The following is a 21,647-nucleotide window of genomic DNA, read 5'->3' as shown; positions in this document are numbered from 1 at the left end:
GGAGCGACCGGCGCCGAAAGCACGATCCCGCATCACCTTCCCCAAAAAGATCGGGAGAGACGCATGGCCAAGGATACGAAGATCGCGCAGAAGCGCATCGACCAGTTCTTTTCCGGGCCCGGAGCGCGCGCCGACGATTGGCGTGATCTGGTCGAGGCCGCAAAAGTTTGGGCGCGCGGCGGCGATCGAACGGCCTATGACGCGGCGCTGGCCAGCCTGTCGGTGACAGAAGAATTCCACGGCTATCCCGGCCTGCAATTGATGGCTTCCCTGCGCGAAGCAGCCGCGGTCGGCGATGCGGCCGCGTCGCTGTCGCTTGCGACCCGGATCACCCAGGCTTTGGCGACGCGATCATTCCGCCAGCATGCCGGCGACTGGAATGCAAAGGACGATGGCAATGGCGATGCGCCCGAACTGGTGTCGCCCACTTTCGGTGCGCATAAGGCGCGCCGGCCCTATTTCGAAACACTGATCGTCACCGGCGTGTCACCCGGCCAGTGGCCGGCGCTGGCGTCCGAATGGCGCAAGCTGCGCCGTCCGGAGGACGCCTTCATCTACGAGCCGGTCATCGTCGGCAATCTGGAAGACGCCTTTTGCGCGACCATGCTCAATGCAAACCTCGGGGCCGTCGTCATCAACGAGGGCTTTGGCCTGCGCTCGCGCCACGATGCGCCGGTCCTCCGCTCGATGACGGCCGCGGCCGGCCTCAAGGACGAGTCCGATGCATCCGCGCTGCGGCTGGCCCAGATCATCAAGCGGGTCAGGCCCGAGCTTGATCTCTACATGATCTCGAATCGTGACGTCGAGGAAATGGCCGGTAATCCCGAGGCCAACGTCGTTCGCCGCATCTTCTATTCGGTGGAAGAGTTACTGGAGCTGCATCTTTCGATCCTCGAAGGCATCCAGGATCGCTACGACACGCCGTTCTTCGACAACCTCAAGAAATACGCGCAGCGCCCCATAGGCACGTTCCATGCGTTGCCGATTGCCCGCGGCAAGTCGATCTTCAAATCCGACTGGATCCGCGACATGGGCGAGTTCTACGGCCCGAACCTGTTCCTGGCCGAGAGCAGCGCCACCACCGGCGGCCTCGACAGCATGCTGGAGCCGACCGGCAACATCAAGAAGGCACAGGAGAAGGCGGCGAGGGCGCTCGGCGCCGACCGCGTCTTCTTCGTCACCAACGGTACCTCGACGTCGAACAAGATGGCGGTGCAGGCGCTGCTGGCGCCGGGCGATATCGCGATCGTCGATCGCAACTGCCACAAGTCGCATCATTATGGAATGGTGCTGGCCGGCGCGCAGCCGCTCTATGTCGAAGCCTTCCCGATGACGGAATATTCGATGTACGGCGCGGTGCCACTGAAGACCATCAAGCAGGCGCTGCTCAACGCCAAGGCCGACGGACGGCTCGACCGCGTCAAGCTGCTCGACCTCACCAACTGCACCTTCGACGGCCACATCTACAACACTCGCCGGGTGATGGAGGAATGCCTCGCCATCAAGCCGGACTTGATCTTCCTGTGGGATGAAGCCTGGTTCGGCTTCGCGCGCTTCTCGCCGTTCCTGCGTCGCCGCACCGGCCTCGGCGCCGCCAACGAGATCGAGGCGTGGATGCGCGACCCGAAATCGGTCGCCGCCTATGAGAAGCAGCAGGCCGAGCTCGGCAAGAATCCGACGGACGAGGTGCTGCTCAAGACGCGCCTCATTCCCGATCCGCGCCAGATTCGTCTCCGCGTCTACCAGACCAACTCGACCCACAAGTCGATGTCGGCGATCCGGCAGGGCTCGATGCTGTCGGTCAAGGACGTCGAATTCCACACGGTCGAGCAGCAGTTCAAGGAAGCCGTGTTCACGCACGCCTCCACCAGTCCGAACCAGCAGCTCATTGCCAGCCTCGATATCTCGCGGCGCCAGATGGAGCTGGAGGGCTATGGCCTCGTCGCCAACGCCATGGAGATCGCGTTCGCCATTCGCAACGCGGTCAACAACAATCCGCTGATCTCAAAATACTTCCACGTTCTCGGCGCCGACGCCATGGTGCCGGCGCAATACCGCCAGAGCGGGTTTACGGACTATCTCGCGGCCGGCGTGAATTGGGCCAACACGCTCAAAAGCCTGGACGAGGACGAGTTCTGTCTCGACCCGACCCGCATGACGCTGGTGTGCGGCACGGCGGGTTTCGACGGTACCCAGTTCAAGGGCATTCTGGCCAGCGAGTACAACATCCAGGTCAACAAGACCTCGCGCAACTCTGTGCTGGTTCAGTCCAACATCAACAACACCCGCAGCGATGTCGCGCATCTCGTGCGCGTCCTCGCCGAGATCGCGGGCGAGGTGGACCGTGGGCTCGCACAAGGCGGCGCCAATGCGCGCCAGACTTTCGAGGCGCGGGTCAAGAGCTTGATGAAGGACGTACCTGATCTCCCGAATTTCTCGCACTTCCACCCGAGCTTCCGCGGCGATGCCGGCACCAAGACCAACGAAGGCGACATTCGCAGCGGCTTCTATGCCGCCTATGACGTCGCCGGCTGCGAGCATATCCGCCTCAACGATCCCGAGATCGATCGGCGCCTGAAGGCCGGGCCCGAGCTCGTCTCGGCCAATTTCGTGATCCCGTACCCGCCGGGCTTCCCGATCATGGTGCCGGGTCAGGTCATCACCCAGGAGACCATCGACTTCATGCGCAAGCTCGATGTGAAGGAGATCCATGGCTACGACGCCAAGGAGGGCCTGAAGCTCGTGCGCACGGAAGCGCTGGGCAAGATCGGCCGGCCGAAGCCGGGCGCGCAACCGAAGCTCAAAGCCGCGTCATAGCACGCGGCCCCCTTCAGGGCGCGAACACGGCGACCATCACCGAGCCCCAGGTCGTCAGCAAAATGTTCGCGACGGGATAGGCCGGCGTATATCCGAGCACGGGCACCGGGCTTCCCGATCGCTCCTGGAGGGCGGCCATGGCGGCCGTCACCGTCTGCGAGCCGGTCAATCCGCCGAGCAGAAGGATCGGGTTCATGCGCAGGACGAAGTGACCGAAGCAGAATCCGACGATCTGCGGCAGCAGCGTCACGACCATGCCGCCGAGCAGCAGGCCGATGCCGGACTCGCGCAAGGAGGAGAGAAAGATGGGCCCGGCGTGGATTCCGGTGAGACCAACAAACGCGGCAAGCCCGAGTGACGTCATCAGGCTGATGGCGCCGTCCGGAATTCGGCCGAACCGCGGGTTGAGCGTGCGGAGGTAGCCGACCAGGAGCCCGGCGAGCAGCGTGCCGACGCTGGTGCTCAGTGCGATCTTGATGCTGCCGACAGGAAAGCTCACGAGCACGCCGACGACGCCGCCGAAGAATATGGCGAGCCCAAGCACCACGAAATCGATGCTGGTGCTGGGCTCGACGATGACGCCGATGTTCTTCGCCGCGTTCTCTATGACCGGTTCGGGACCGACGATCCGCAGCAGATCGCCGCGCTGCAGGACCACACCAGGCGCGATCGGCAACTCCTGGCCGCCGCGGCGTAACGAGCGCAAATAAAGTCCGCGTGTCCAGTCCTGCTGCGAGGCCTCCTGCAGGTTCATGCCGGCGAGCTTGGCATTGATCAGGAAGACGTCCGCGGAGATCAGGGGAATGTCGAGCAGATCCCTGTCCTCGACCTCCTCGGCGCGGGAGCCGATCAGCTCGACGATGATATGGCGCGGCGCCGAGATCGCGATCACATCGCCAGGGGCGAGAATCGTGCCCGGTTCCGCCTGGGATATGCGTTCCCCGTGCCGGATCCGGTGAATGAACAGGCGGTGCTCCGGCAGGCGTGCTTCGGCGGCGGCGACCGTCAATCCGATCAGCGGAGAGTCCGCGTCGAGCCGATAGGCACGCAGCTCGAATTTCCGCCATGCCGACGCCAGGCCCGGCTTGCTCCGGCTCATGCCCAGCGACTGCTCGAGCTTGAGTGCCTCGTCGCGCAGGTCGATCTTGAGGAGGGCAGGCGCGACCACCGTGATAAACAGGATCACGCCCGCATAGCCGAAGATGTAGCAGACGGCGTCTGCGACCGCGATGTGCGAGACATAGAGCGCACGCTGCGTCTCGGGTGCAGCGAGGCCGTTGATCGCGTCGGTCGCCGTTCCCATCGCCGCGCTTTGCGTCAGGGCTCCCGACATCAGCCCGGCCGCGAGGCCGGGATCGAGACCGAGCGTCTTTCCCACGACGATGGCGGCCGCAAGGCCGGTGAGGCCCACGACGACGGCAAGCAGCATCGGCTTCAATCCGTCGCGCTTCATGGCCTGAACGAATTGCGGACCGACGGAATAGCCGATCCCGAACAGGAACAGCAGGAACAGGAAGGATTTGGTCATGCCGGAGACGGGTACATGCGCGAAGTCGCCGACCACGAGGCCGGCGAACAACGAGCCTGTGACCGGGCCGAGACTGAAGGCACCGATCTTGAAGCTTCCGATCCAGTAGCCCGCGGCGATCACCAGGAACAGCGCAAGCTCGGGATAGCGGACGAGAAACTGCTCCAGCCAAGTCAGCATCTCGGTCAGCATCTTTGGGCCATCCGATCTCTATGTCATCAGCATGACGAGAACCATGCCCCAGATCGTCAGCAGCGTGTTTCCGACCGCGTAGGTGACGGTGTAGCCGAGACCGGGAATTTGGCTGCGTGCGCGATCGTTGATCATGCCGAGCGAGGCCGTGGTGGTGCGAGCGCCCGAGCAGCATCCAAGCACGATGGCGTCATGGAAGCGGAATACGTATTTGCCGACATACATGGCGAGGATCAGCGGCACGGTCGTCACAGCGACCCCCCAGAGGAACAGGCCGATGCCTTGCGCCTTGAGGCCAGCCACGAATCCTGGTCCCGACGAGATACCGACGATCGCAATGAAGACATTGAGACCGACCGAGTTCATGAACCAGACGGTCGGTGAGGGAATCCGCCCGAAGGTGGGATGCACCGAGCGCAGCCAGCCGAAGAACAGACCCGAGATCAGTGCGCCGCCGGAGGTTGATAACGTGAGCGGCACGCTGCCGATCTTGTAGACGATGGCGCCGATCAGCGCGCCGATGGCGATGGCGGCGCCGATGAAGGCCACGTCGGCGACGTCGGTCGCCTTGTCCGGCCGGCCGAGCATCTTTGTCGCGGCCGCGACGTCAGGCGTGCGCCCGACGATGGTGACGATGTCGCCGCGATTGATCTTGGTGTTGGGGAGGATCGGGATATCGACCGCGATGGCGCCTCTGGTGATCTTGCGCAGGAACACGCCGCGCGATGCCGGGATCTGCGCCAGTTGCTCCAGGGTCTTGCCGTCGACGTCCTTGCTGGTCACGTAGACATCGACGCCCTCGATCGGCATCGAGAGGAGGTCCCGATCATCGACTTCCTCGGCCTGCTCGCCGATCAACTGCACGAGCACATCGCGCCGGCCGGCCACGGCGACGACATCGTTTGCGTGGATCACGGCATCCGCGGTGGCGTCTATGATCTTGCCGTCCTGTCTCAGCCGCAGGATGAACACACGATGGTCGGGCAGCAGCGCCTCGGCTTCCCGCACCGTTTTTCCGACCACCGGGCCGCGCTCGCGAACGCGGAATGCGCGGACATCGAACTGATGCCACGCGGTGCCGGGACCGCCCAGCTGCTTCTTGCCGCCGTGCTCTTCTTCATATTTCTTGCACGCCGCTTCGAGGTCGATGCCGAGCAGGGCGGGGCCCAACAGCGCAAGAACGATGGCGGATCCGACGGTGCCGAAGATGTAGGTGACGGCGTAGGCGACGGGCATGCCATCGAGGATCTTCTTGGTGTCCTCCGGCGACAGGCCAAGTCGGTTGATGGCATCGGTTGCAAGGCCCATCGATGCCGAGATCGTCTGCGAGCCGGCATAAAGTCCGGCGGCTGAACCGACATCATAGCCGGCAAGTTTTGCTCCAACATACGCCGAGATCAGGCAGAACACGCACACGACGGCCGCGAAGATCGCCTGTGGGACACCGTCCTGCGCAATGCCGCGCACGAATTGCGGACCGACCCCGTAGCCGATGGCAAACAGGAACATCAGGAAGAAGAACGGCTTGAGCGGACCTGTCACCGTAATGCCGATTTGGCCGATGATCACAGCGGCGATCAACGTCGCGGTGACGGCTCCGAGCCCGAGTCCCTTGTAGGTGAAGGAGCCGAAATAATAGCCCAGGGCCAAGGACAGGAAGATCGCGATTTCCGGATAGCTCTTGAGCGTCTGAAAGAACCAGTCGATCATGATGTCACCCCTTCGTGCATCGGCACGCGCCCAGCTCGCTCCGCGCCACATCGGATGCGAAGATCTCGAGAACGAGATCTGAAGCCGTATCGAGCGATATGAGGCGATGGCCCACGCCGGACATGTTGATTTATGTCAACGGCCGAGCCTTGCAGCGTGCAGGATCGACAACACACATCGCGCTGCGTTGCGGGACAGCGGCGGGTTGCAAGACCCTTGAGCTAGATCAAGGGAAGCCGCTGGCTGCCCATCATCCTGAGCGCGATGACGCAGGCAGGGAAGCCTGCTCCACCTCGTCCCAACAGATCGCATCGTTCGGGAGTGTCATATGGCCGATATCTTGACGCTGAAGAAATTCGAGGCACTGAGCCCGTTCGAGATCAAGGACGAGCTGATCAATCTCGCCAAGGCGACGTCGAAGCGGACGCAATCCGCATTCCTGAACGCCGGCCGCGGTAACCCGAACTGGGTGGCCACCACGCCGCGCGAAGGCTTCTTCCTGCTCGGGCAGTTCGCGATCACCGAAAGCAAGCGGGTTATGGAGCACCCGTCCGGGATCGGGGGCATGCCCCAGGCCAAGGGCATTGCCGCACGCTACGAGGCCTGGCTCGCCAAGCATTCGGACATGCCGGGCGCAAGCTTCCTCTCGGAGATGCTGCCTTTTGCGGTCAAGAAATTCGGCTTCGAGCCGGACGCCTTCATCCACGAGCTCGTCGATTCCATCATCGGCGACAATTATCCGGTGCCGGACCGCATGCTGGTGCACAACGAGAAGATCGTGCACGAATATCTGATGTGGGCCGTCTGCGGCGAGCCGCGGCCATCGGGCAAGTTCGACATTTATGCGGTCGAGGGCGGCACGGCTGCGATGTGCTATCTCTTCAAGTCGCTGAAGGCCAACCGCCTGTTGCTCCCCGGCGATACCATCGCGCTGGGAACGCCGATCTTCACGCCCTACATCGAGATGACGCATCTGGAGGACTACGACCTCAAGGTCGTCCAGATCAAGGCGCCGCAGGAGAATAAATTCCAGTTCACCGACGACGAGATCAAGAAGCTGGAAGATCCGAAGATCAAGGCATTCTTCATCGTCAACCCCGCCAATCCCAGCGGAATGGGGGTGAGCCCGGAAACGATCGGCAAGCTGAGCAAGCTGGTCAAGACCAAGCGGCCCGATCTCATGCTGTTGACTGACGACGTTTACGGCACCTTCGTCCATGGTTTTCGCTCGCTGCTGGGCGAGCTGCCGCACAACACCATCGGCGTATATTCCTATTCCAAATATTTCGGCTGCACGGGGTGGCGGCTCGGCGCCATCGCCATTCACGAAGACAACATCTTCGACAAGATGATCGCGAAGCTGCCCGAGGCCGCGGTCAAGGCCCTCGACAAGCGCTACGGACCGCTGACGCTGGAGCCGCGCAAGCTGAAGATCATCGACCGGATCGTTGCCGACAGTCGCGATGTCGCGCTCAATCACACGGCCGGCCTGTCACTGCCGCAGCAGGTGATGATGAGCCTGTTCTCGCTGTCGGAGATGCTGGATACGAAGAAGGCCTATCAGGCCGCCTGCATGGAAATCGTCAACAAGCGGCTGTGGGCGCTGCTCGACGGGCTCGGGCTTGCCGAGAAGATGACGCCCAATCCGAACTACGACGCCTATTACGGACTGATCGATTTCGAGTTCTGGGCGAGAAAGAACATCGGGAACGAAGCTGTCGACTATCTGAAGAAGAATATCCATCCGCTCGATCTCGCATTCCGCCTGGCTGAGGCCCACGGCATCGTCCTGCTGAACGGCGGCGGTTTCGATGCGCCCGAATGGTCCTTGCGTGTGTCATTGGCCAATCTTCCGGACGACGTCTACGACGACATCGGGCGAGGCGTTCGGGCGATCGCACGCGGTTATCGGGACGCCTACGAGGCCGCCAAGGGAAGCGGGAATGCCAAGGCGACGCGATAGGGCCGGCGTACTGGTCCGGACTGGTTGGACGTCAATCTCAAATGGGGAACGAAAGTCATGAAAGGGTTTGTTGTTGGTGCTGCTCTTGCCTTAACCGCTGTCACGGCCTTCAGCGCGCCGTCGCGTGCCGATACCGGGCAGGTCGCCGTCGTCTTCACCAAGGGCGGTTTCATCGTCGGCGTCGGAGGTGGCGAGGGCGTGCTGGTCTATAGGGGCAAGAAATACCCCTTCACCGTCTCCGGCATGAGCGTCGGATTCACGATCGGCGCTTCGACCACCAAGTTCGTCGGCCGCGCGCTCAATCTCAAAGGGCCGCAGTCGATCGAAGGCTCCTACGCGGCAGGCGGGGCGGGTGGCGCTGTTGCCGCCGGTGCGGGCGCCGTGCAGTTGCAGAACGGCAACGGCGTGATCCTTCAGCTCAGTGGGCCGAAGGTCGGCGCGGAAGTGTCGGCCGCGGTGGGCGGCGTCACGATCAAGCTGAAATAGGCGAAGGACATCGGCGAGGGTGAACGGGCTGGGTTACCCCCGGCCCGTTCCGCTTTTCAGTATCGTTCCTCAACGAATTTCAGTCCGCGCAGGCTGGCCTGGTCATTGTAGCGCCCCTTGTGGGAGCGTGGCGGCAGCGTGACCTTCTCGCGCTTGATCTTCTTGTACGGGATCCTTTGCAGGATATGCGAGATGACGTTGAGCCGGGCGCGCCGCTTGTCGTCGGAGCGGATCAGCCGCCACGGCGCATGCTTGGTGTCGGTCGCCTCGAACATCATGTCGCGCGCACGGGAGTAATCGTACCAGCGGCCGAACGATTCGGTATCCATCGGGCTCAGCTTCCACTGCCGCAGCGGATCCTCGATCCGTGCCTTGAAGCGAAGCTCCTGTTCCTCCATCCCGACCTCGAGCCACAGCTTGATCAGGATGATGCCGGCGTCCACGGCGAATTTCTCGACCAGCGGACACAATTCCAGGAAGCGCTTGTGTTCGGCCGGCGAGCAGAAGCCCATGACATATTCCACGCCGGCGCGGTTGTACCAGCTGCGGTCGAAGATCACGATTTCGCCCCCGGCCGGAAATTGCTCGATATAGCGTTGCAGAAACAGCTGGGACTTTTGCCGGTCGGACGGTGCAGGCAGGGCGCAGACCCGGAATACCCGCGGGCTCACCTTCTCCGTCAATGCCTTGATGGTCCCGCCCTTGCCGGCGGCGTCACGGCCCTCGAAGATGATGATCACCTTCAATTTCTGGGCCTTGACCCACTCCTGGAGATGGCACAGCTCGACCTGGAGCTTTTCGAGCTCCTTCTCGTAGGCCTTGCGCTTCATTTTCTCCGCGGGCTCGTCCTTGGCCATGCCTGTCCTTTCGCTATTGCACGCGTTACTCGTCCCACGAAATGGTCACGCCGATATCGCCGGGCATGCCGCCAGGGAAGTCGATGATCTGGTAGGCGATGCGATAACCGCGCGGCTGGAGGTAGTCGGTCCAGAGCTGGAAGATCTCCTTGGGGATCCCGGTGAGCGTCTTTTCCCAACCCTTTTCCATCTGGTTGATGGCGCGCCCCTTGTCGGTGCAGAGCGAGTTCGGGAAGCGGTAGACCAGCACCTCGGTCAGGCCGTTGCGCACGGCGCGCTGGATGATGGTGGCGGCGAGCTTGATCTTCTCCTCTTCGCTCTTGCCGGAGGGCTTGCTCAGGCGCTCGATCAGCGCGCGCTTCTCGGCCTCGGCAGCCGTGGCGAGACGGACATATTCGTCGGCCTTCTCCGCCTCCTTGAGCGCGGCTTCCTTCCGGATCTGGGTGGCGTTGGGAATGAGATCGTCGAGGCCGGGCATGGCAGCGGCTCCCTGTGATTATTCAAACGCGTTCACAAAACGCTATGTCCGGTGAGGGGCATTCCCTTGATTCAAATCAAGCAAATTGGGAAGCTGCCCCAACACAGTGCCGCAAGAGCACGTTGAGCCGGGAGAGACCTTTGAACGAGCAGCTAAATCCGTTGGCACCGCACCATCTGCCATTCTATCTGGCGCCCGGAAGCGGCACCGACACATTGATGGTCGTGATGGGGATTTTCCTGATCGGCACTGTGCTCTGGGTCGGCACACTGTACTGGCGGCTGCACAGCCTCCCCGAGCGAATGGCGCACAAGTCGCAGAAGCTGCAGTTCGAGTTCGTCGCGGTGCTTGGGCTGATCTCGCTGTTCACGCACATGCACATCTTCTGGATCGCGGGCCTGTTGCTTGCGTTGATTGATATACCGGACTTCGGAACGCCGCTGCGCAGCATCGCTGACTCCGTCGAGAAGATCGCCGACGCGACACCGGGGCAGGACGATGTGCCGATAGAGGCCGGTCCCGCTGCGGCCGCCGCGGGCGCGTCGGATATCGCCAAGAAGGAGCACAGCCATGTTTGAGCTGATGTTCTGCTCGCTCCTTACGATCGTGCCGGATTATCTCTACCGTCGCTATGTGCAGGGCAAGCGCTTTGGCAAGGAGATCACCTTCTTCTCGGTCTGGTACGAGCTGCGCTGGGGCATCACCGGTTGCCTGATGCTGACGATCTCGCTCATCACCATGATCTTCTATTTCCATCCCGCGACGGATTCGGCGACGCTGTACTACCGCACCGTACCGATTCTGCCGGAAGGATCGGGGCGCGTTGAGGAGGTGAAAGTCAGCTTCAGCCAGGCGGTGAAGAAGGGCGACGTGCTGTTCACCCTGGACGCCTCCAAGCAGCGGGCTGCTCTGGAGACCGCCAAGCGAAAAGTTGACGAAGTCGACGCCGCGATGCAGACGGCGCAGGCCGATGTCGTCAAGGCTGAGGCGCAGATCGGCGAAGCGAAGGCGAATTATCAGCAGGCCAAGGATGAACTCGACGTCAAGAGCGAGCTTCAGCGCCGTAATCCCGGCATCGTTGCACAGCGTGACATCGACAAGCTCCAGGTACTGGTCGATCAGCGTCAATCGGGCGTCGATGCTGCGACGGCCTCCAAACAGGCCGCGAGCCTGCAAGTCTCTACGTCGCTTCCGGCGCAGAAGGCGAGTTCACAGGCCGCGCTCGATCAAGCCCAGGTCGATCTCGACAAAACCACTATTCGGGCTGGCGTCGACGGTCGCGTCGAGCAATTCTTCCTTCGCCCCGGCGACCTCGTGGCGCAGATCATGCGACCAGCCGGCATTCTCATCCCTGATGGCTCGGGCAAGGGTACGCTTCAGGCCGGCTTCGGCCAGATCGAGGCAGGTGTGTTGAAGGAAGGCATGGTGGCGGAAGCGGCCTGCATCTCCAAGCCGTGGGTTATCATTCCCATGGTCATCACCAGCGTGCAGGACTACATCGCGGCCGGACAGTTTCAGGGCGGCCAGCAGCTGATCGAAGCCCAGAACGCGGTCAAGCCCGGCACGATCCTGGTGTTCCTCGAACCGCTGTACAAGAACGGGCTCGACGGCGTCACGCCCGGCAGCAGCTGTATCGTCAACGCCTATACCAGCAATCACGAGGAGATTTCGGCGGAGCACACCAGCACCGGCCGGGCGATCGCGCTCCACGTGGTGGATGGCGTCGGCCTCGTCCATGCGCTGCTACTGCGCATCCAGGCCTTGCTGATGCCGATCAAGACGCTGGTGATGAGCGGGCACTGAGGCACTGAGCACGCGAGGGAATCAAAAATGAATTCGATTAAATTGTTTGGATTGGGCGGATTGCTGTTCGCCTCGCTGCTCGTCACCGGGAGCAAGGCTAACGCAGTCGATCTCAAGGGCGCCTGGGCGAGCGATGCCGACAATTGCGCGAAAGTCTTCGTGCGCAAGGGCGCCCAGATAGGCTTCACCGACATGTCGGACGTCTACGGCGGTGGTTTCATCGTCGAAGGCGACCAGATCATCGGCAAGTTCGCGCGCTGCCGGATCAAGGCGCGGAAGGACAACGGGCCGGATGTCAATCTGATCGCGGCGTGTGCGACCGACATGATGCTGTCCAACGTTCAGTTCAGCCTGAAGGCGCTGGATGCCGACAGCGTGATCCGCCTCTTCCCGGGCATGGAGGACATGGAGATCCGCTATCATCGTTGCCCGGCGACTTAGCGGCAGGTCCAAGGGCTGTCCGCGCCTTGCCATTCCCGCTAGAATGTCCCGAAAGCGGCCGTCGGAAGCCGCGGGATTGGAGCATGAACAGGCGGATGTCGACTGACACGCTCAGGTCGCGGTCGGCGATGGCCGCGCTGTTGTGCCTTGGCCTGTTCGTTGCGGTGTGCACGTTGGCGGGGCGGGCCAATGCCGTGGAACGGAAGCTGGGCGGGGAGCTCAAGCGCGTCCTGATCCTGCATTCCTTCGGCCGCGAGTTTCGGCCGTGGAGCGAGTATGCCCGCAGCATCAAGGCCGAGCTTGAGCGGCAGTCGCCGTGGCCGCTCGACGTCCAGGAGCACACGCTGCTCTCAGCGCGCTTCAACAATCCGGGTCCGGAGGCTCCCTTTGTCGAATATCTCAGTTCGCTGTATCAAGGCGCATTCCCCGACATCGTGCTGAGCATCGGCGCGCCGGCGGCGCGGTTCGTACAGAGATACCGGGCCAAACTCTTCCCCGACACGCCGATGGTGCTGACCGTGGTCGAGCAACGGCTCGTCAATCGCTCGGACCTCACCGACAACGACGTGGTGGTGTCGGTCCGCAATGATTTCCTGGCCGCATTCAACAACATCCTTCAGGTTTTGCCGGCGACCAAAACAGTCGCTGTCGTCGTCGGCGCATCGCCGCTCGAGCAATTCTGGATGGACGAGGTGAAGCGGGAGCTGAAGCCCTTGGATGGCCGGCTCGAGCTCGTCTGGTTTTCGGACCTGTCGTTCGAGGAGATCCTGAAACAGGCGGCGAATCTTCCGCCGCATACAGTGCTGTTTTGGGGTCTGATGTCGGTTGATGCCGCCGGAATCGTCCATGAAGGCGACATCGCGCTGCGCAGCCTGCATGCGGTCGCGAATGCACCCATCTTTTCGTATCAGGAGCCGTTCTTTGGCGGCAGTACTGTCGGCGGCCCCATGCATTCGACGGCGGAGACGACCCGGAAGACTGTCGATGCCGCCATCCGCATCCTCAAAGGCGAGAAGCCGTCCAGCATCAAATACGAGCCGATCGGGTTTGCCGCGCCGAAATACGACTGGCGCGAGCTGCAGCGCTGGGGCATCAGCGAAAGCAGTCTGCCTGCCGGGAGCGAGATTCTGTTTCGCGAGCCGACCATGTGGGAGAGCTATCGCTGGCAGATGCTGCTCATCGCCGCCATCATCGTGGTGCAGGCGGGCCTGATCAGCGGATTGCTGCATGAGCGTCGCCGCCGCCAGCTCGCCGAGGTCGAGTCTCGTCAGCGGCTGGCCGAGCTCGCGCATGCCAACCGGTATTCGGCCGTCGGCGAGCTGACGACGTCCATTGCCCACGAACTGAACCAGCCGCTCGGCTCGATCCTGACAAATGCCGAGACCGCGGAGCTCATGCTCAAGGGAGCCTCGCCCGATATCGACGAGATCAGGCACATTCTCGCCGACATCAGGCGCGACGACCAGCGCGCGAGCGAGGTGATCCGCCGCCTGCGCAGCGTGTTGAGGAAGACGCCGTTCGAGATCAGGACTCTCGAGCTCAACGACACGGTGTGGGAGGCGATCGGGCTGGCCGCGGCAGTTGCCGATGGACGCCGCATTGCGCTGAGCTATGTGCCTGCCGCCACCGCTCTGCCGATCAAGGGCGATCCCGTCCAGGTCCAGCAGGTCATCCTCAACCTCATCATCAACGCGATGGATGCGATCTCCGATGCGGACATGAAGAAGCGCGAGGTGAACGTGTCGACGGCCCGGGCGGGCAACCAGGCCGAGATCAGGATCGCCGATACCGGCCCCGGCATCGCAACCGGCGATCTCACAAACGTCTTCAATCCGTTTTTCACGACCAAACCGGAGGGCATGGGGATGGGGCTTGCGATCGCCAAGACGATCGTCGAGGCCCATCACGGCACGATGGCCGCAGAGACTCTGCCGGCGGGCGGTGCGCTGTTCACGGTCAGGCTGCCGATCGTCCGATAACGACCGGTGCCCGGCCGGCTTCTGATGGAGGCCGAACTGATCGCGTGAGCGCTTTGCGTTGCAACAGCCAGGCGGCGCAGTTTCGTTGATCTCGATCAACGAACGCCTCTGCCCCGGCCCGATGGTCGCGGACGGAAAGTTTTGTGGAGGTTTCCGATGTTTCGCTGCGGCAAGATCCTGATGGCGCTTGCGCTGGTGGCGGCGGTGCCCGCCGCTGCAATGGCTCAGGCCACCACGCCGGCGACGCCGGCCGCCCCGAGCACGCAGGCGCAGCCCGCGAGCCCACCGCCGCCGGCTGCGGAGCTCCTGAAGCCGGAGCAGCTCGAAGCCCTCGTCGCGCCGATTGCGCTCTATCCCGATGAGCTTCTCGCCAACGTGCTTGCCGCCTCGACCTATCCGCTCGAAGTGGTGCAGGCCGACCGCTTTCTGAAGGAGCGCAAGAGCCTGAAGGGCGATGCACTGAAGACCGAGGTCGACAAGCAGACCTGGGATGACAGCGTCAAGGCATTGGCCAGTACCGCCGATGTCCTGACCATGATGAGCGACAAGCTCGACTGGACCCAGAAGCTCGGCGATGCCTTTCTCGCTCAGCAGCCCGACGTGATGGATGCGATCCAGCGTCTGCGCAACAAGGCCTATGACAACAAGAAGCTCGTTACCACCAAGCAGCAGAAGGTCAGCGTCCAGACCCAGGAGGGCAAGCAGGCGATCGTGATCCAGCAGGCCAACCCCGACGAAATGTACGTGCCGTATTATGATCCGGCGACGGTCTACGGCACCTGGCCCTATGCGGAATATCCGCCGTATTATTGGGGCTACCCGTCCTATATCGGCGCCGGGGTGATCGCCGCCGGCCTCGCCTTCGGCACAGCCTGGGCGATCGGACGCTGGGGCAACTACTGGGGCGGCGGCTGCAACTGGGGCAACCGCAACGTCTACGTCAATCACCGCACCACCAACATCAGTGGCGGCTGGCAGCACAATCCGGCGCATCGCGGCGGCGTGCGCTACAGCAACACCAACGTTCAGCAGCGCTTCGGCAACACCAACGTCAGGGCCGGCGCGTCCGACCGGATGGACTTCCGAGGCCGTGACGGCAACCAGGTGCTGCGGCCCGACCAGGGAGCGCGTGACCGGGCAGGCGACCGCGCGGGTGATCGCGGTGGTCCGGGTGACCGTGCCGGAGATCGGGCCGGGGATCGCGCGGGTGACCGTGCCGGCAATCGCGGCGATCGGCCCGGAGGCGGCGACCGCGCCGGAGCGGGCGATCGTGCCAAAGGCGGCGGCGACCGGGCGAAGAACGCCGGTAAGGGCGGCGGCGATCGCGCCAAGGCAGCGAACCGTGGCGGCGGCAATAAGGCAGCGAGCGCCAATCGCGGCGGTGGCAATCGCGGCGGCGCCATGAACGTCTCCTCCGGCCGGTCGGCGGCCGCAGCATCCGCGCGCGGACGTGCCAGCATGGCAAGCATGCCGCGCGGCGGCGGCGGGCCGAGCATGGCCGGCCGTGGCGGTGGCGGCGGCATGGCGATGCGTGGCGGTGGTGGCGGCTTCGGCGGTGGCGGAGGTCGTGGCGGCGGCGGTGGTCGGCGCTCCGATATCGCTCTGAAGCACGACATCGTCCTGCTCGGGCATCTCTCCAATGGCCTCGGCTACTATCGCTTTAGCTACATCGGCAACGACAAGGCCTATGTCGGCGTGATGGCGCAGGAGGTCGAGCAGGTGGTGCCCGACGCGGTGACCCGCGGCAGAGACGGATATCTGCGCGTCTATTACGAAAAGCTCGGGCTGACATTCCGCACCTACCGCGACTGGGTTGCCGGCGGCGCGAAGATCCCGGCGGAGGTGATGCCATGATCGGCCTGAAATCGTTCCGCCGTGCGATCCTGCCCGGCATGGTGGCGCTTGCATTGTTCGGCTCGCCGGCCCTCGCGCAGGAATCCTACAAGTCGCCGGAGGACGCAGCCGCCGCGCTTGCCGCCGCGGTCAAGAGTGGCCCGAAAGACATCCTGAAGGTGCTCGGCAGGGCCGCCGAGGACATTGTCGCCTCCGGCGACGAGGTCGCCGACAACGACATCCGCGCGCGCTTCTCGTCGATGTACGACGCCAAGCACGGCATCAAGGCGGAGGGCAACAAGACCGCGACCCTGATGCTGGGACCGGATGATTTCCCGTTCCCGATCCCGCTCGTGAACACCAAGACCGGCTGGGCGTTCGACACCGACGAGGGACGGATCGAGGTGCTTCGTCGCCGCATCGGCCGCAACGAGCTCGACGCGATCCAGACCGTGCTGGCCTATGTCGATGCCCAGAACGAATATGCCGACAAGGACCGCGGCGAGGGCGCCGGTGTCTATGCCCAGCGCATCGTCTCGTCACCCGGCAAGAAGGACGGCCTGTTCTGGCGCGATGACAGCGATCCGAGCCCGCTCGGCGCGTTGGCGGCCGAGGCCTCGAAGGAGGGCTACAGGGCAGGCGATGTCGGTCCCGTGCCCTATCACGGCTACTACTTTCACATCCTCAAGGGGCAGGGCCGCGATGCGCCGGGCGGCCCGCTCAACTACGTCGTCAAGGGCAAGATGATCGGAGGCTTCGGCCTGATCGCCTGGCCTGCCGAATACGGCAATTCCGGCGTGATGACTTTCCTCGTCAATCACGCAGGCACCGTCTACCAGAAGGATCTCGGCAAGCGCACCGAGACCATCGCCGAACGCACCATGCTGTTCGACCCCGATGAGACCTGGAAGAAAATCGATGCCGCAAAACCCTGAACGGCGCATCGGCGCGTTCCGCCTGATTGCGATGCTCCTGCTGGCGCTGGGGCTCGCGCTACCTGCGACACCATCTTTCGCGCAGGCGGGCGGTCAGGTCCGGGTCAAGATCGTCAAGGCCGGCCTTCTCGTCGGCGGCGGCGTCGGCAGCGGAACGCTGGTCTATCGCGGCAAGACCTATCCGTTCAGGGTCAGCGGCCTGAGCTTCGGCATCACCGCCGGTGCCACCATCGGCCGTCTTGACGGCTGGGCCTCGGATATCCGCGAGGTCGGCGACTTCGCCGGCACCTATAGCTCCGTCGGCGGCGGCTTTGCGCTGGTCGGCGGCGTCAACGGCGTTCACCTCCGCAACGAGAAGGGCGTCACGATCGTGCTTCAGGGTCCGAAGGCCGGACTGGAACTGGCGGCCAATCTGAGCACGATTGTGATCGCGCTGAAGTGACGCGCGGGGTTCACAGTGCTCTGCCGCCGCTCTTCCGTTCGCATCGCCCCGTAATCGGCCGGGGTGGCGGGGCATGCCGCGCGGCCACGTCGCTAACGTGGAATTAATCTGAAAAGCCCACAATTTAAGTCAGTTGTTGTGAGTGCTGCGTAAGGGAGGCGTCGCGAGGACGTTCCGGCGACGGCCTCCTTTTGCTTGCTCATGAGGTCAATGCACATGACCACGACATCCGAAACGCCGGGCTTTGTCGAACATCTCGATGCTGCAGCACTTGCAGTCGCCGCATCCGAGGTCCGCCCCGAACCTGAAGCCCCGGAAGCGCTCGCGGTGGTCAAGCAGTCCAGCCGGAAATCGGTGCTGGCATTGGCGGTATGTGCCCTGGCCATCAATGGCGCGGCGGCCATCTATACGTTGCCATTCGATCTTCCGTCGCCGAACCTCACCAGCCTGGCTGCGCTGCTCCCTCGTCTGGAAGAGTCCGCGCCAAAGCCGGATCCGATTGTCGCTGCCTTGAAGGATATCCAGTCGGCCCAGCAGCAGCAGGCCGCCGCGCTGCTGGAGATCAATTCCTCATTGCAGCAAAATGCAGCTCTGCAGCAGCAGGATTCAACGACCCTTCTGTCTCTCCGACAGAGCATCACGGACGAACGGGTCGACGTGAAGAAGATATCGCCGCAGCTTTCGACGCTGATCGCGAAGATCGACACGCTGCAAAGTACGATGATGTCGGAAGTAACCTCCTCCATTCCAAAGCTGCGCGCGCACGATCGGCTCATGATGCGCAAGCGGATGGCTCGGCAGCCGAAATCCGTAGGACCCGTTTCGCTGGGAGGAGCGCCGCTGAGCGCGCCCGCGACGGTTGCTGCGCCGGCTACGGTTGCTCCGCCGGAGAGCTGAGCGCGCGTCGAGTAACTTGCTTGGGCCCTTGTTCGCGCGAGTTGGCCTAACGGCTCACGCCAACGGGTCTTCGTCCGTCCCCGCCTTCGCGTTGCGGTGACAGTCCGTTCGGGACCGCTCCCGCCTGCGACTGTTACCGAAGATGATGACTCGGGGAGTTGTTGGTGAGCGCGCTGGGGCTCGAACCCAGGACCCCGTGATTAAAAGTCACGTGCTCTACCGGCTGAGCTACGCGCTCCCATGGCCGCCGGATGGCTTTTCGATTGATCGCCATCGTCGTCGGACATTTGGAAAAGCATGTCATGCCCGCGTTTGACTGAAGCGCTGCGGGGAGAACCGGCGGTTTCCGGATCATGCTTTCGGCCCGCGCTGTGTAGGGGGATGGGACGCGGAGGTCAATAGCAGGGGTGGCTGCCGAAACACGCGGCAGTAGCGAGGATTTGCTCGCCGATTCCGTCGCTTAGGCCGGGGTTTTGAACCCGATTGGCGGGCCGTCATCCACGCCCAAAGACCTCGTGACTTCTGATCACGGGGTCCGGGCGCCCAAATCGGCCCCGGATCAGTTTGCCTCCCGCCGCACCTCGCTCGGCACCGGCTGTGCGGGGCCGGCGGGTGTCGGCAGCGCGACGGGGCGCAAGCCGATCAGCTCGGCGGTGCGGATCGCGCTGTCGCGCCAGAACTGGAACGAGTTGATGCGGCTGAGCTCGAGGATCGCAATCGCGACCGCGGCGAGGAACGGCAGGCTTTGCAGCACCAGCACGCCCGCGAAGATGTAGATCTCGGTGATCTGCCTGAAACTGTTGGAGGCGATCAGCACGCCGGAGCCGATCAGGAGCAGGGCGCCGATCACGGCTTCCCAGAACGCCTGGAACTCGATCGACATCCTGGACAGGCCGCCCTTCGAGGTGCGCGCGAATGCGATGTGCTCGGTGATCAGTCCTTGCGCGACCGCCCGCGACACCGTCCATTGCACGCTCATGGCCGCGATCATGGCACCCAGCATCTGGCCGGGTTTGATCGCGACGCGCAGCCGGTACATCGACAGGAAGTGCGCGAGCGAGACGACGAAGGCGCCGATGATCGGCAGCGTCAGAATCTTGTCCGGGATGGCGATGTCGGCAAACGCCACGATCGGCACCCAGATGAGGTTGAGCAGCGCCACGACCACGCCAAGGCTTTCGGCCCCGAGCCAGTTCAGCCAGCCGAGACTATATTCGCGCTTCTGGTCGGGCGTCAGCCGGCTCCGTCCGGGCAGGAAGTGCCGCCAGTGCTTCTTCACGATCTGGAGGCCGCCATAGGCCCAGCGGTGACGCTGCTTCTTGAAGGCCTCGTAGGTATCGGGCAGCAGGCCCTGGCCGTAGCGGTAGCGGGTGTAGTGGGTGGTCCAGCCGAGCTCCTGGATCGCGAGCCCGAGGTCCGAGTCCTCGCAGATCGTGTCGGATGACCAGCCGCCCGCCATGTCCATCGCGGCACGGCGGATCAGGCACATCGTGCCGTGCACGATGACGGCGTTGAGCTCGTTGCGCTGGACCATGCCGATGTCGAAGAAGCCGGCATATTCGCCGTTCATGATGTAGTGCATGATCGACAGGTCGCCGTCGCGGTGCTCCTGCGGCGCCTGCACCAGGCCGACGCGCGGGTCGGCGAACGCCGGTACGAGGTCCTTCAGCCAGTCGGGCTCGACGACATAGTCGGCATCGAGAATGCCGATGATCTCGGCATCGACGGCGGTGCGGTCCATGGCGATGCGCAGCGCGCCGGCCTTGAAGCCCTGCACCTTCTCGGCATTGATGAACTTGAAGCGTTCGCCGAGCGCACGGCAGTGGTCCTGGATCGGCTGCCAGAATGCGGGGTCGGGCGTGTTGTTGATGATGACCACGCATTCGTAGTTCGGATAGTCGAGCCGCGACAGCGCATCGAGCGTCTGCTTGAGCATGTCGACCGGCTCGAAATACGCGGGGATATGGATCGAGACCTTCGGGTAGTAATTCTCGGGCACGTTCTCGATCGGCTTGCCCTTGGCAAGCAGCCGCTGCGGCGGCCGGCCGAAGGCGACGGCCGCGATCTCGTCGACGCGGGCCATCGCGATCAGCACCAGCGGCACGAGCAGGATCATGCCGAGCGTCAGCGCGAAGGCCGAGCCGAAGACGAAATAGTGCCCGTTCCAGAACGCGAATACGATCGCAGCCCAGGCGCCGACGCCGTTGGCGGTGGCTGACAGCAAGAACGCCTGCTTGGCGGTCGGTTGCTCCAGCCGCAGGATCGGCAGCGACAACAGGATGCCGACCAGCAGCGCGATCGTCATCAGTTTCCAATAGTCGGGATTCTCGACCGGACCGGTCCAGGCGAATTTCGGCTCGCGGCTGGCGTTGAGGATGCCCCAGTAAGGACCGACGCCGCCTTCAAAAAACTTCCAGGGCTGATCGATCGCTTCGACGATGTTGTATTCCATGCCCATGGCTTCGGCACGGCTGACGAAGTTGCGCAGGGTCAGCGCTTGCTGGAACGGACCCGGATCGGCCTTGCGCAGATTATAGCCCGCGCTCGGCCAGCCGAACTCGGCGATCACGATGCGCTTGCCGGGAAACAGGTTGCGCAGCAGGTTGTATCGGTCGACGGCCTGGTCGACCGCCTCGTCCGAGTGGAAATTCTCCCAATAGGGCAGTACGTGCGCAGCGATGAAGTCGACGTTGGAGGCCAGGTCGGGGTTGTCGCGCCAGATGTTCCAGATCTCGCCGGTGGTGACGGGCACGCGGACCGCGCTCTTCACCTTCTTGATCATCTCGATGAGGTCTTCGACCTTCTGCTCACCGCGGTAGATCACCTCGTTGCCGACGACGACGCCGTTGACGTTGCTGTTCTTGCGGGCGAGCTCGATCGCGGCCTTGATCTCGCGCTCGTTGCGATCCGGGTCCTTGCCGATCCAGGCGCCGACGGTGACCTTGAGGCCGAATTCGGCGGCGATTGGCGGCACCAGCTCGTTGCCTTCCGTCGCAGAGTAGGAGCGGATGGCACGCGTCATGGTGGAGAGCTTCTTCATGTCGGCGCGAATCTTGTCGGGATCGACATTGTTGTCGACGACATGCCCCGGTTCGAACGGGGTGTAGGAGAGGCTCGGCAACAGGCCCTTGAAGTCCGGCGCAGGTTCCTTGTCGCGCAGGACTCCCCAGAGGCCGGCGTGGAGCATGGACACGAGCAACAGAACGGCGGCGACAACGCGCATCGCGGCTAAACCAAAAGGGGCTGAGGGGGCAGGGCAGCGGATCCGACCCCGAGATCCGACCAA

At 63.4% G+C, this 21,647-nt stretch carries 16 protein-coding genes and 1 tRNA gene; 11 read left to right on the top strand and 6 right to left on the bottom strand.

Going from position 1 to position 21,647, the window contains the following annotated elements:
* The first annotated feature begins 63 nt into the window (after positions 1-63).
* Entirely contained in the window at positions 64-2,817 is a 2,754-nt protein-coding gene (locus tag NLM32_RS25360; protein WP_254131576.1) for a decarboxylase, read from the top strand.
* Between the two features lie 13 nt (positions 2,818-2,830).
* Here the strand turns inward: NLM32_RS25360 and aspT (NLM32_RS25355) are convergent, their stop codons facing one another.
* Both aspT (NLM32_RS25355) and aspT (NLM32_RS25350) read right to left on the bottom strand, forming a co-directional pair.
* The gene (gene aspT, locus NLM32_RS25355) at positions 2,831-4,537 is read right to left on the bottom strand and encodes an aspartate-alanine antiporter (protein ID WP_254131575.1); all 1,707 of its coding nucleotides are present in this window, start codon (positions 4,535-4,537) and stop codon (positions 2,831-2,833) included.
* A gap of 18 nt (positions 4,538-4,555) precedes the next feature.
* The gene (aspT, locus tag NLM32_RS25350; protein ID WP_254131574.1) at positions 4,556-6,247 is read right to left on the bottom strand and encodes an aspartate-alanine antiporter; all 1,692 of its coding nucleotides are present in this window, start codon (positions 6,245-6,247) and stop codon (positions 4,556-4,558) included.
* 328 nt (positions 6,248-6,575) lie between these two features.
* Here aspT (NLM32_RS25350) and aspD point away from each other — a divergent pair, with 328 nt between their 5' ends.
* Positions 6,576-8,210 carry an aspartate 4-decarboxylase gene (aspD, locus tag NLM32_RS25345; protein WP_254131573.1) on the top strand — a complete coding sequence of 545 codons (1,635 nt, stop codon included), beginning with the start codon at positions 6,576-6,578 and terminating at the stop codon, positions 8,208-8,210.
* A 57-nt stretch (positions 8,211-8,267) separates the two neighbouring features.
* A complete protein-coding gene (locus NLM32_RS25340) occupies positions 8,268-8,696 on the top strand; it encodes a hypothetical protein (RefSeq protein WP_254131572.1) in 429 nt (142 codons plus the stop codon).
* Between the two features lie 56 nt (positions 8,697-8,752).
* Here NLM32_RS25340 and ppk2 read toward each other — a convergent pair whose 3' ends face one another.
* Together ppk2 and NLM32_RS25330 are read right to left on the bottom strand one after the other, a co-directional pair.
* A complete protein-coding gene (gene ppk2, locus NLM32_RS25335; RefSeq protein ID WP_254131571.1) occupies positions 8,753-9,553 on the bottom strand; it encodes a polyphosphate kinase 2 in 801 nt (266 codons plus the stop codon).
* A 25-nt stretch (positions 9,554-9,578) separates the two neighbouring features.
* Complete coding sequence (locus NLM32_RS25330; RefSeq protein ID WP_254131570.1) at positions 9,579-10,031, bottom strand: hypothetical protein; 453 nt, start codon at positions 10,029-10,031, stop codon at positions 9,579-9,581.
* Positions 10,032-10,171: 140 nt separating this feature from the next.
* Between NLM32_RS25330 and NLM32_RS25325 the strand changes: the two genes are divergently transcribed.
* The 8 genes from NLM32_RS25325 (at position 10,172) to NLM32_RS25290 (ending at position 18,361) form a co-directional block, all read left to right on the top strand.
* Positions 10,172-10,609, top strand: coding sequence for a hypothetical protein (locus tag NLM32_RS25325; RefSeq protein WP_254131569.1), 438 nt, complete (start codon positions 10,172-10,174; stop codon positions 10,607-10,609).
* Complete coding sequence (locus NLM32_RS25320; RefSeq protein WP_254131568.1) at positions 10,602-11,834, top strand: HlyD family secretion protein; 1,233 nt, start codon at positions 10,602-10,604, stop codon at positions 11,832-11,834. The genes NLM32_RS25325 and NLM32_RS25320 overlap by 8 nt, the downstream gene beginning before the upstream one ends.
* A gap of 27 nt (positions 11,835-11,861) precedes the next feature.
* A complete protein-coding gene (locus NLM32_RS25315; protein ID WP_254131567.1) occupies positions 11,862-12,275 on the top strand; it encodes a hypothetical protein in 414 nt (137 codons plus the stop codon).
* Positions 12,276-12,358: 83 nt separating this feature from the next.
* Complete coding sequence (locus NLM32_RS25310) at positions 12,359-14,254, top strand: sensor histidine kinase (RefSeq protein ID WP_254131566.1); 1,896 nt, start codon at positions 12,359-12,361, stop codon at positions 14,252-14,254.
* A 156-nt stretch (positions 14,255-14,410) separates the two neighbouring features.
* Entirely contained in the window at positions 14,411-16,108 is a 1,698-nt protein-coding gene (locus NLM32_RS25305) for a DUF3300 domain-containing protein (protein ID WP_254131565.1), read from the top strand.
* On the top strand, positions 16,105-17,022 hold the full coding sequence (locus NLM32_RS25300) for a DUF2950 domain-containing protein (RefSeq protein ID WP_254131564.1): 918 nt from the start codon (positions 16,105-16,107) through the stop codon (positions 17,020-17,022). Before NLM32_RS25305 ends, NLM32_RS25300 begins: the two co-directional genes overlap by 4 nt.
* On the top strand, positions 17,006-17,464 hold the full coding sequence (locus NLM32_RS25295; protein ID WP_254131563.1) for a hypothetical protein: 459 nt from the start codon (positions 17,006-17,008) through the stop codon (positions 17,462-17,464). Before NLM32_RS25300 ends, NLM32_RS25295 begins: the two co-directional genes overlap by 17 nt.
* A 210-nt stretch (positions 17,465-17,674) precedes the next feature.
* Entirely contained in the window at positions 17,675-18,361 is a 687-nt protein-coding gene (locus NLM32_RS25290) for a hypothetical protein (RefSeq protein WP_254131562.1), read from the top strand.
* Positions 18,362-18,523: 162 nt separating this feature from the next.
* On the opposite strand, the gene NLM32_RS25285 is transcribed toward NLM32_RS25290, so the two are convergent.
* Together NLM32_RS25285 and NLM32_RS25280 are read right to left on the bottom strand one after the other, a co-directional pair.
* Positions 18,524-18,599 (bottom strand) — tRNA-Lys (locus NLM32_RS25285).
* Between the two features lie 321 nt (positions 18,600-18,920).
* On the bottom strand, positions 18,921-21,584 hold the full coding sequence (locus NLM32_RS25280) for a glycosyltransferase (RefSeq protein ID WP_254131561.1): 2,664 nt from the start codon (positions 21,582-21,584) through the stop codon (positions 18,921-18,923).
* Positions 21,585-21,647 lie beyond the last annotated feature (63 nt).

The organism is Bradyrhizobium sp. CCGUVB14, assembly GCF_024199935.1.
Taxonomy (GTDB): domain Bacteria; phylum Pseudomonadota; class Alphaproteobacteria; order Rhizobiales; family Xanthobacteraceae; genus Bradyrhizobium.
Note: the sequence above shows the minus strand (reverse complement) of the source record. Positions and strands in the feature narration are given on the sequence as shown.

What these genes read in the sequence shown, in the direction of transcription:
- NLM32_RS25320 (WP_254131568.1), top strand. Translation starts at nt 10,602, where the DNA reads ATGTTTGAGCTGATGTTCTGCTCGCTCCTTACGATCGTGCCGGATTAT.
- aspD (WP_254131573.1), top strand. Translation starts at nt 6,576, where the DNA reads ATGGCCGATATCTTGACGCTGAAGAAATTCGAGGCACTGAGCCCGTTC.
- NLM32_RS25360 (WP_254131576.1), top strand. Translation starts at nt 64, where the DNA reads ATGGCCAAGGATACGAAGATCGCGCAGAAGCGCATCGACCAGTTCTTT.
- NLM32_RS25340 (WP_254131572.1), top strand. Translation starts at nt 8,268, where the DNA reads ATGAAAGGGTTTGTTGTTGGTGCTGCTCTTGCCTTAACCGCTGTCACG.
- NLM32_RS25300 (WP_254131564.1), top strand. Translation starts at nt 16,105, where the DNA reads ATGATCGGCCTGAAATCGTTCCGCCGTGCGATCCTGCCCGGCATGGTG.
- ppk2 (WP_254131571.1), bottom strand. Translation starts at nt 9,553, where the DNA reads ATGGCCAAGGACGAGCCCGCGGAGAAAATGAAGCGCAAGGCCTACGAG.
- NLM32_RS25290 (WP_254131562.1), top strand. Translation starts at nt 17,675, where the DNA reads ATGCACATGACCACGACATCCGAAACGCCGGGCTTTGTCGAACATCTC.
- NLM32_RS25280 (WP_254131561.1), bottom strand. Translation starts at nt 21,584, where the DNA reads ATGCGCGTTGTCGCCGCCGTTCTGTTGCTCGTGTCCATGCTCCACGCC.
- aspT (WP_254131574.1), bottom strand. Translation starts at nt 6,247, where the DNA reads ATGATCGACTGGTTCTTTCAGACGCTCAAGAGCTATCCGGAAATCGCG.
- NLM32_RS25305 (WP_254131565.1), top strand. Translation starts at nt 14,411, where the DNA reads ATGTTTCGCTGCGGCAAGATCCTGATGGCGCTTGCGCTGGTGGCGGCG.
- NLM32_RS25330 (WP_254131570.1), bottom strand. Translation starts at nt 10,031, where the DNA reads ATGCCCGGCCTCGACGATCTCATTCCCAACGCCACCCAGATCCGGAAG.
- NLM32_RS25295 (WP_254131563.1), top strand. Translation starts at nt 17,006, where the DNA reads ATGCCGCAAAACCCTGAACGGCGCATCGGCGCGTTCCGCCTGATTGCG.
- NLM32_RS25315 (WP_254131567.1), top strand. Translation starts at nt 11,862, where the DNA reads ATGAATTCGATTAAATTGTTTGGATTGGGCGGATTGCTGTTCGCCTCG.
- NLM32_RS25310 (WP_254131566.1), top strand. Translation starts at nt 12,359, where the DNA reads ATGAACAGGCGGATGTCGACTGACACGCTCAGGTCGCGGTCGGCGATG.
- aspT (WP_254131575.1), bottom strand. Translation starts at nt 4,537, where the DNA reads ATGCTGACCGAGATGCTGACTTGGCTGGAGCAGTTTCTCGTCCGCTAT.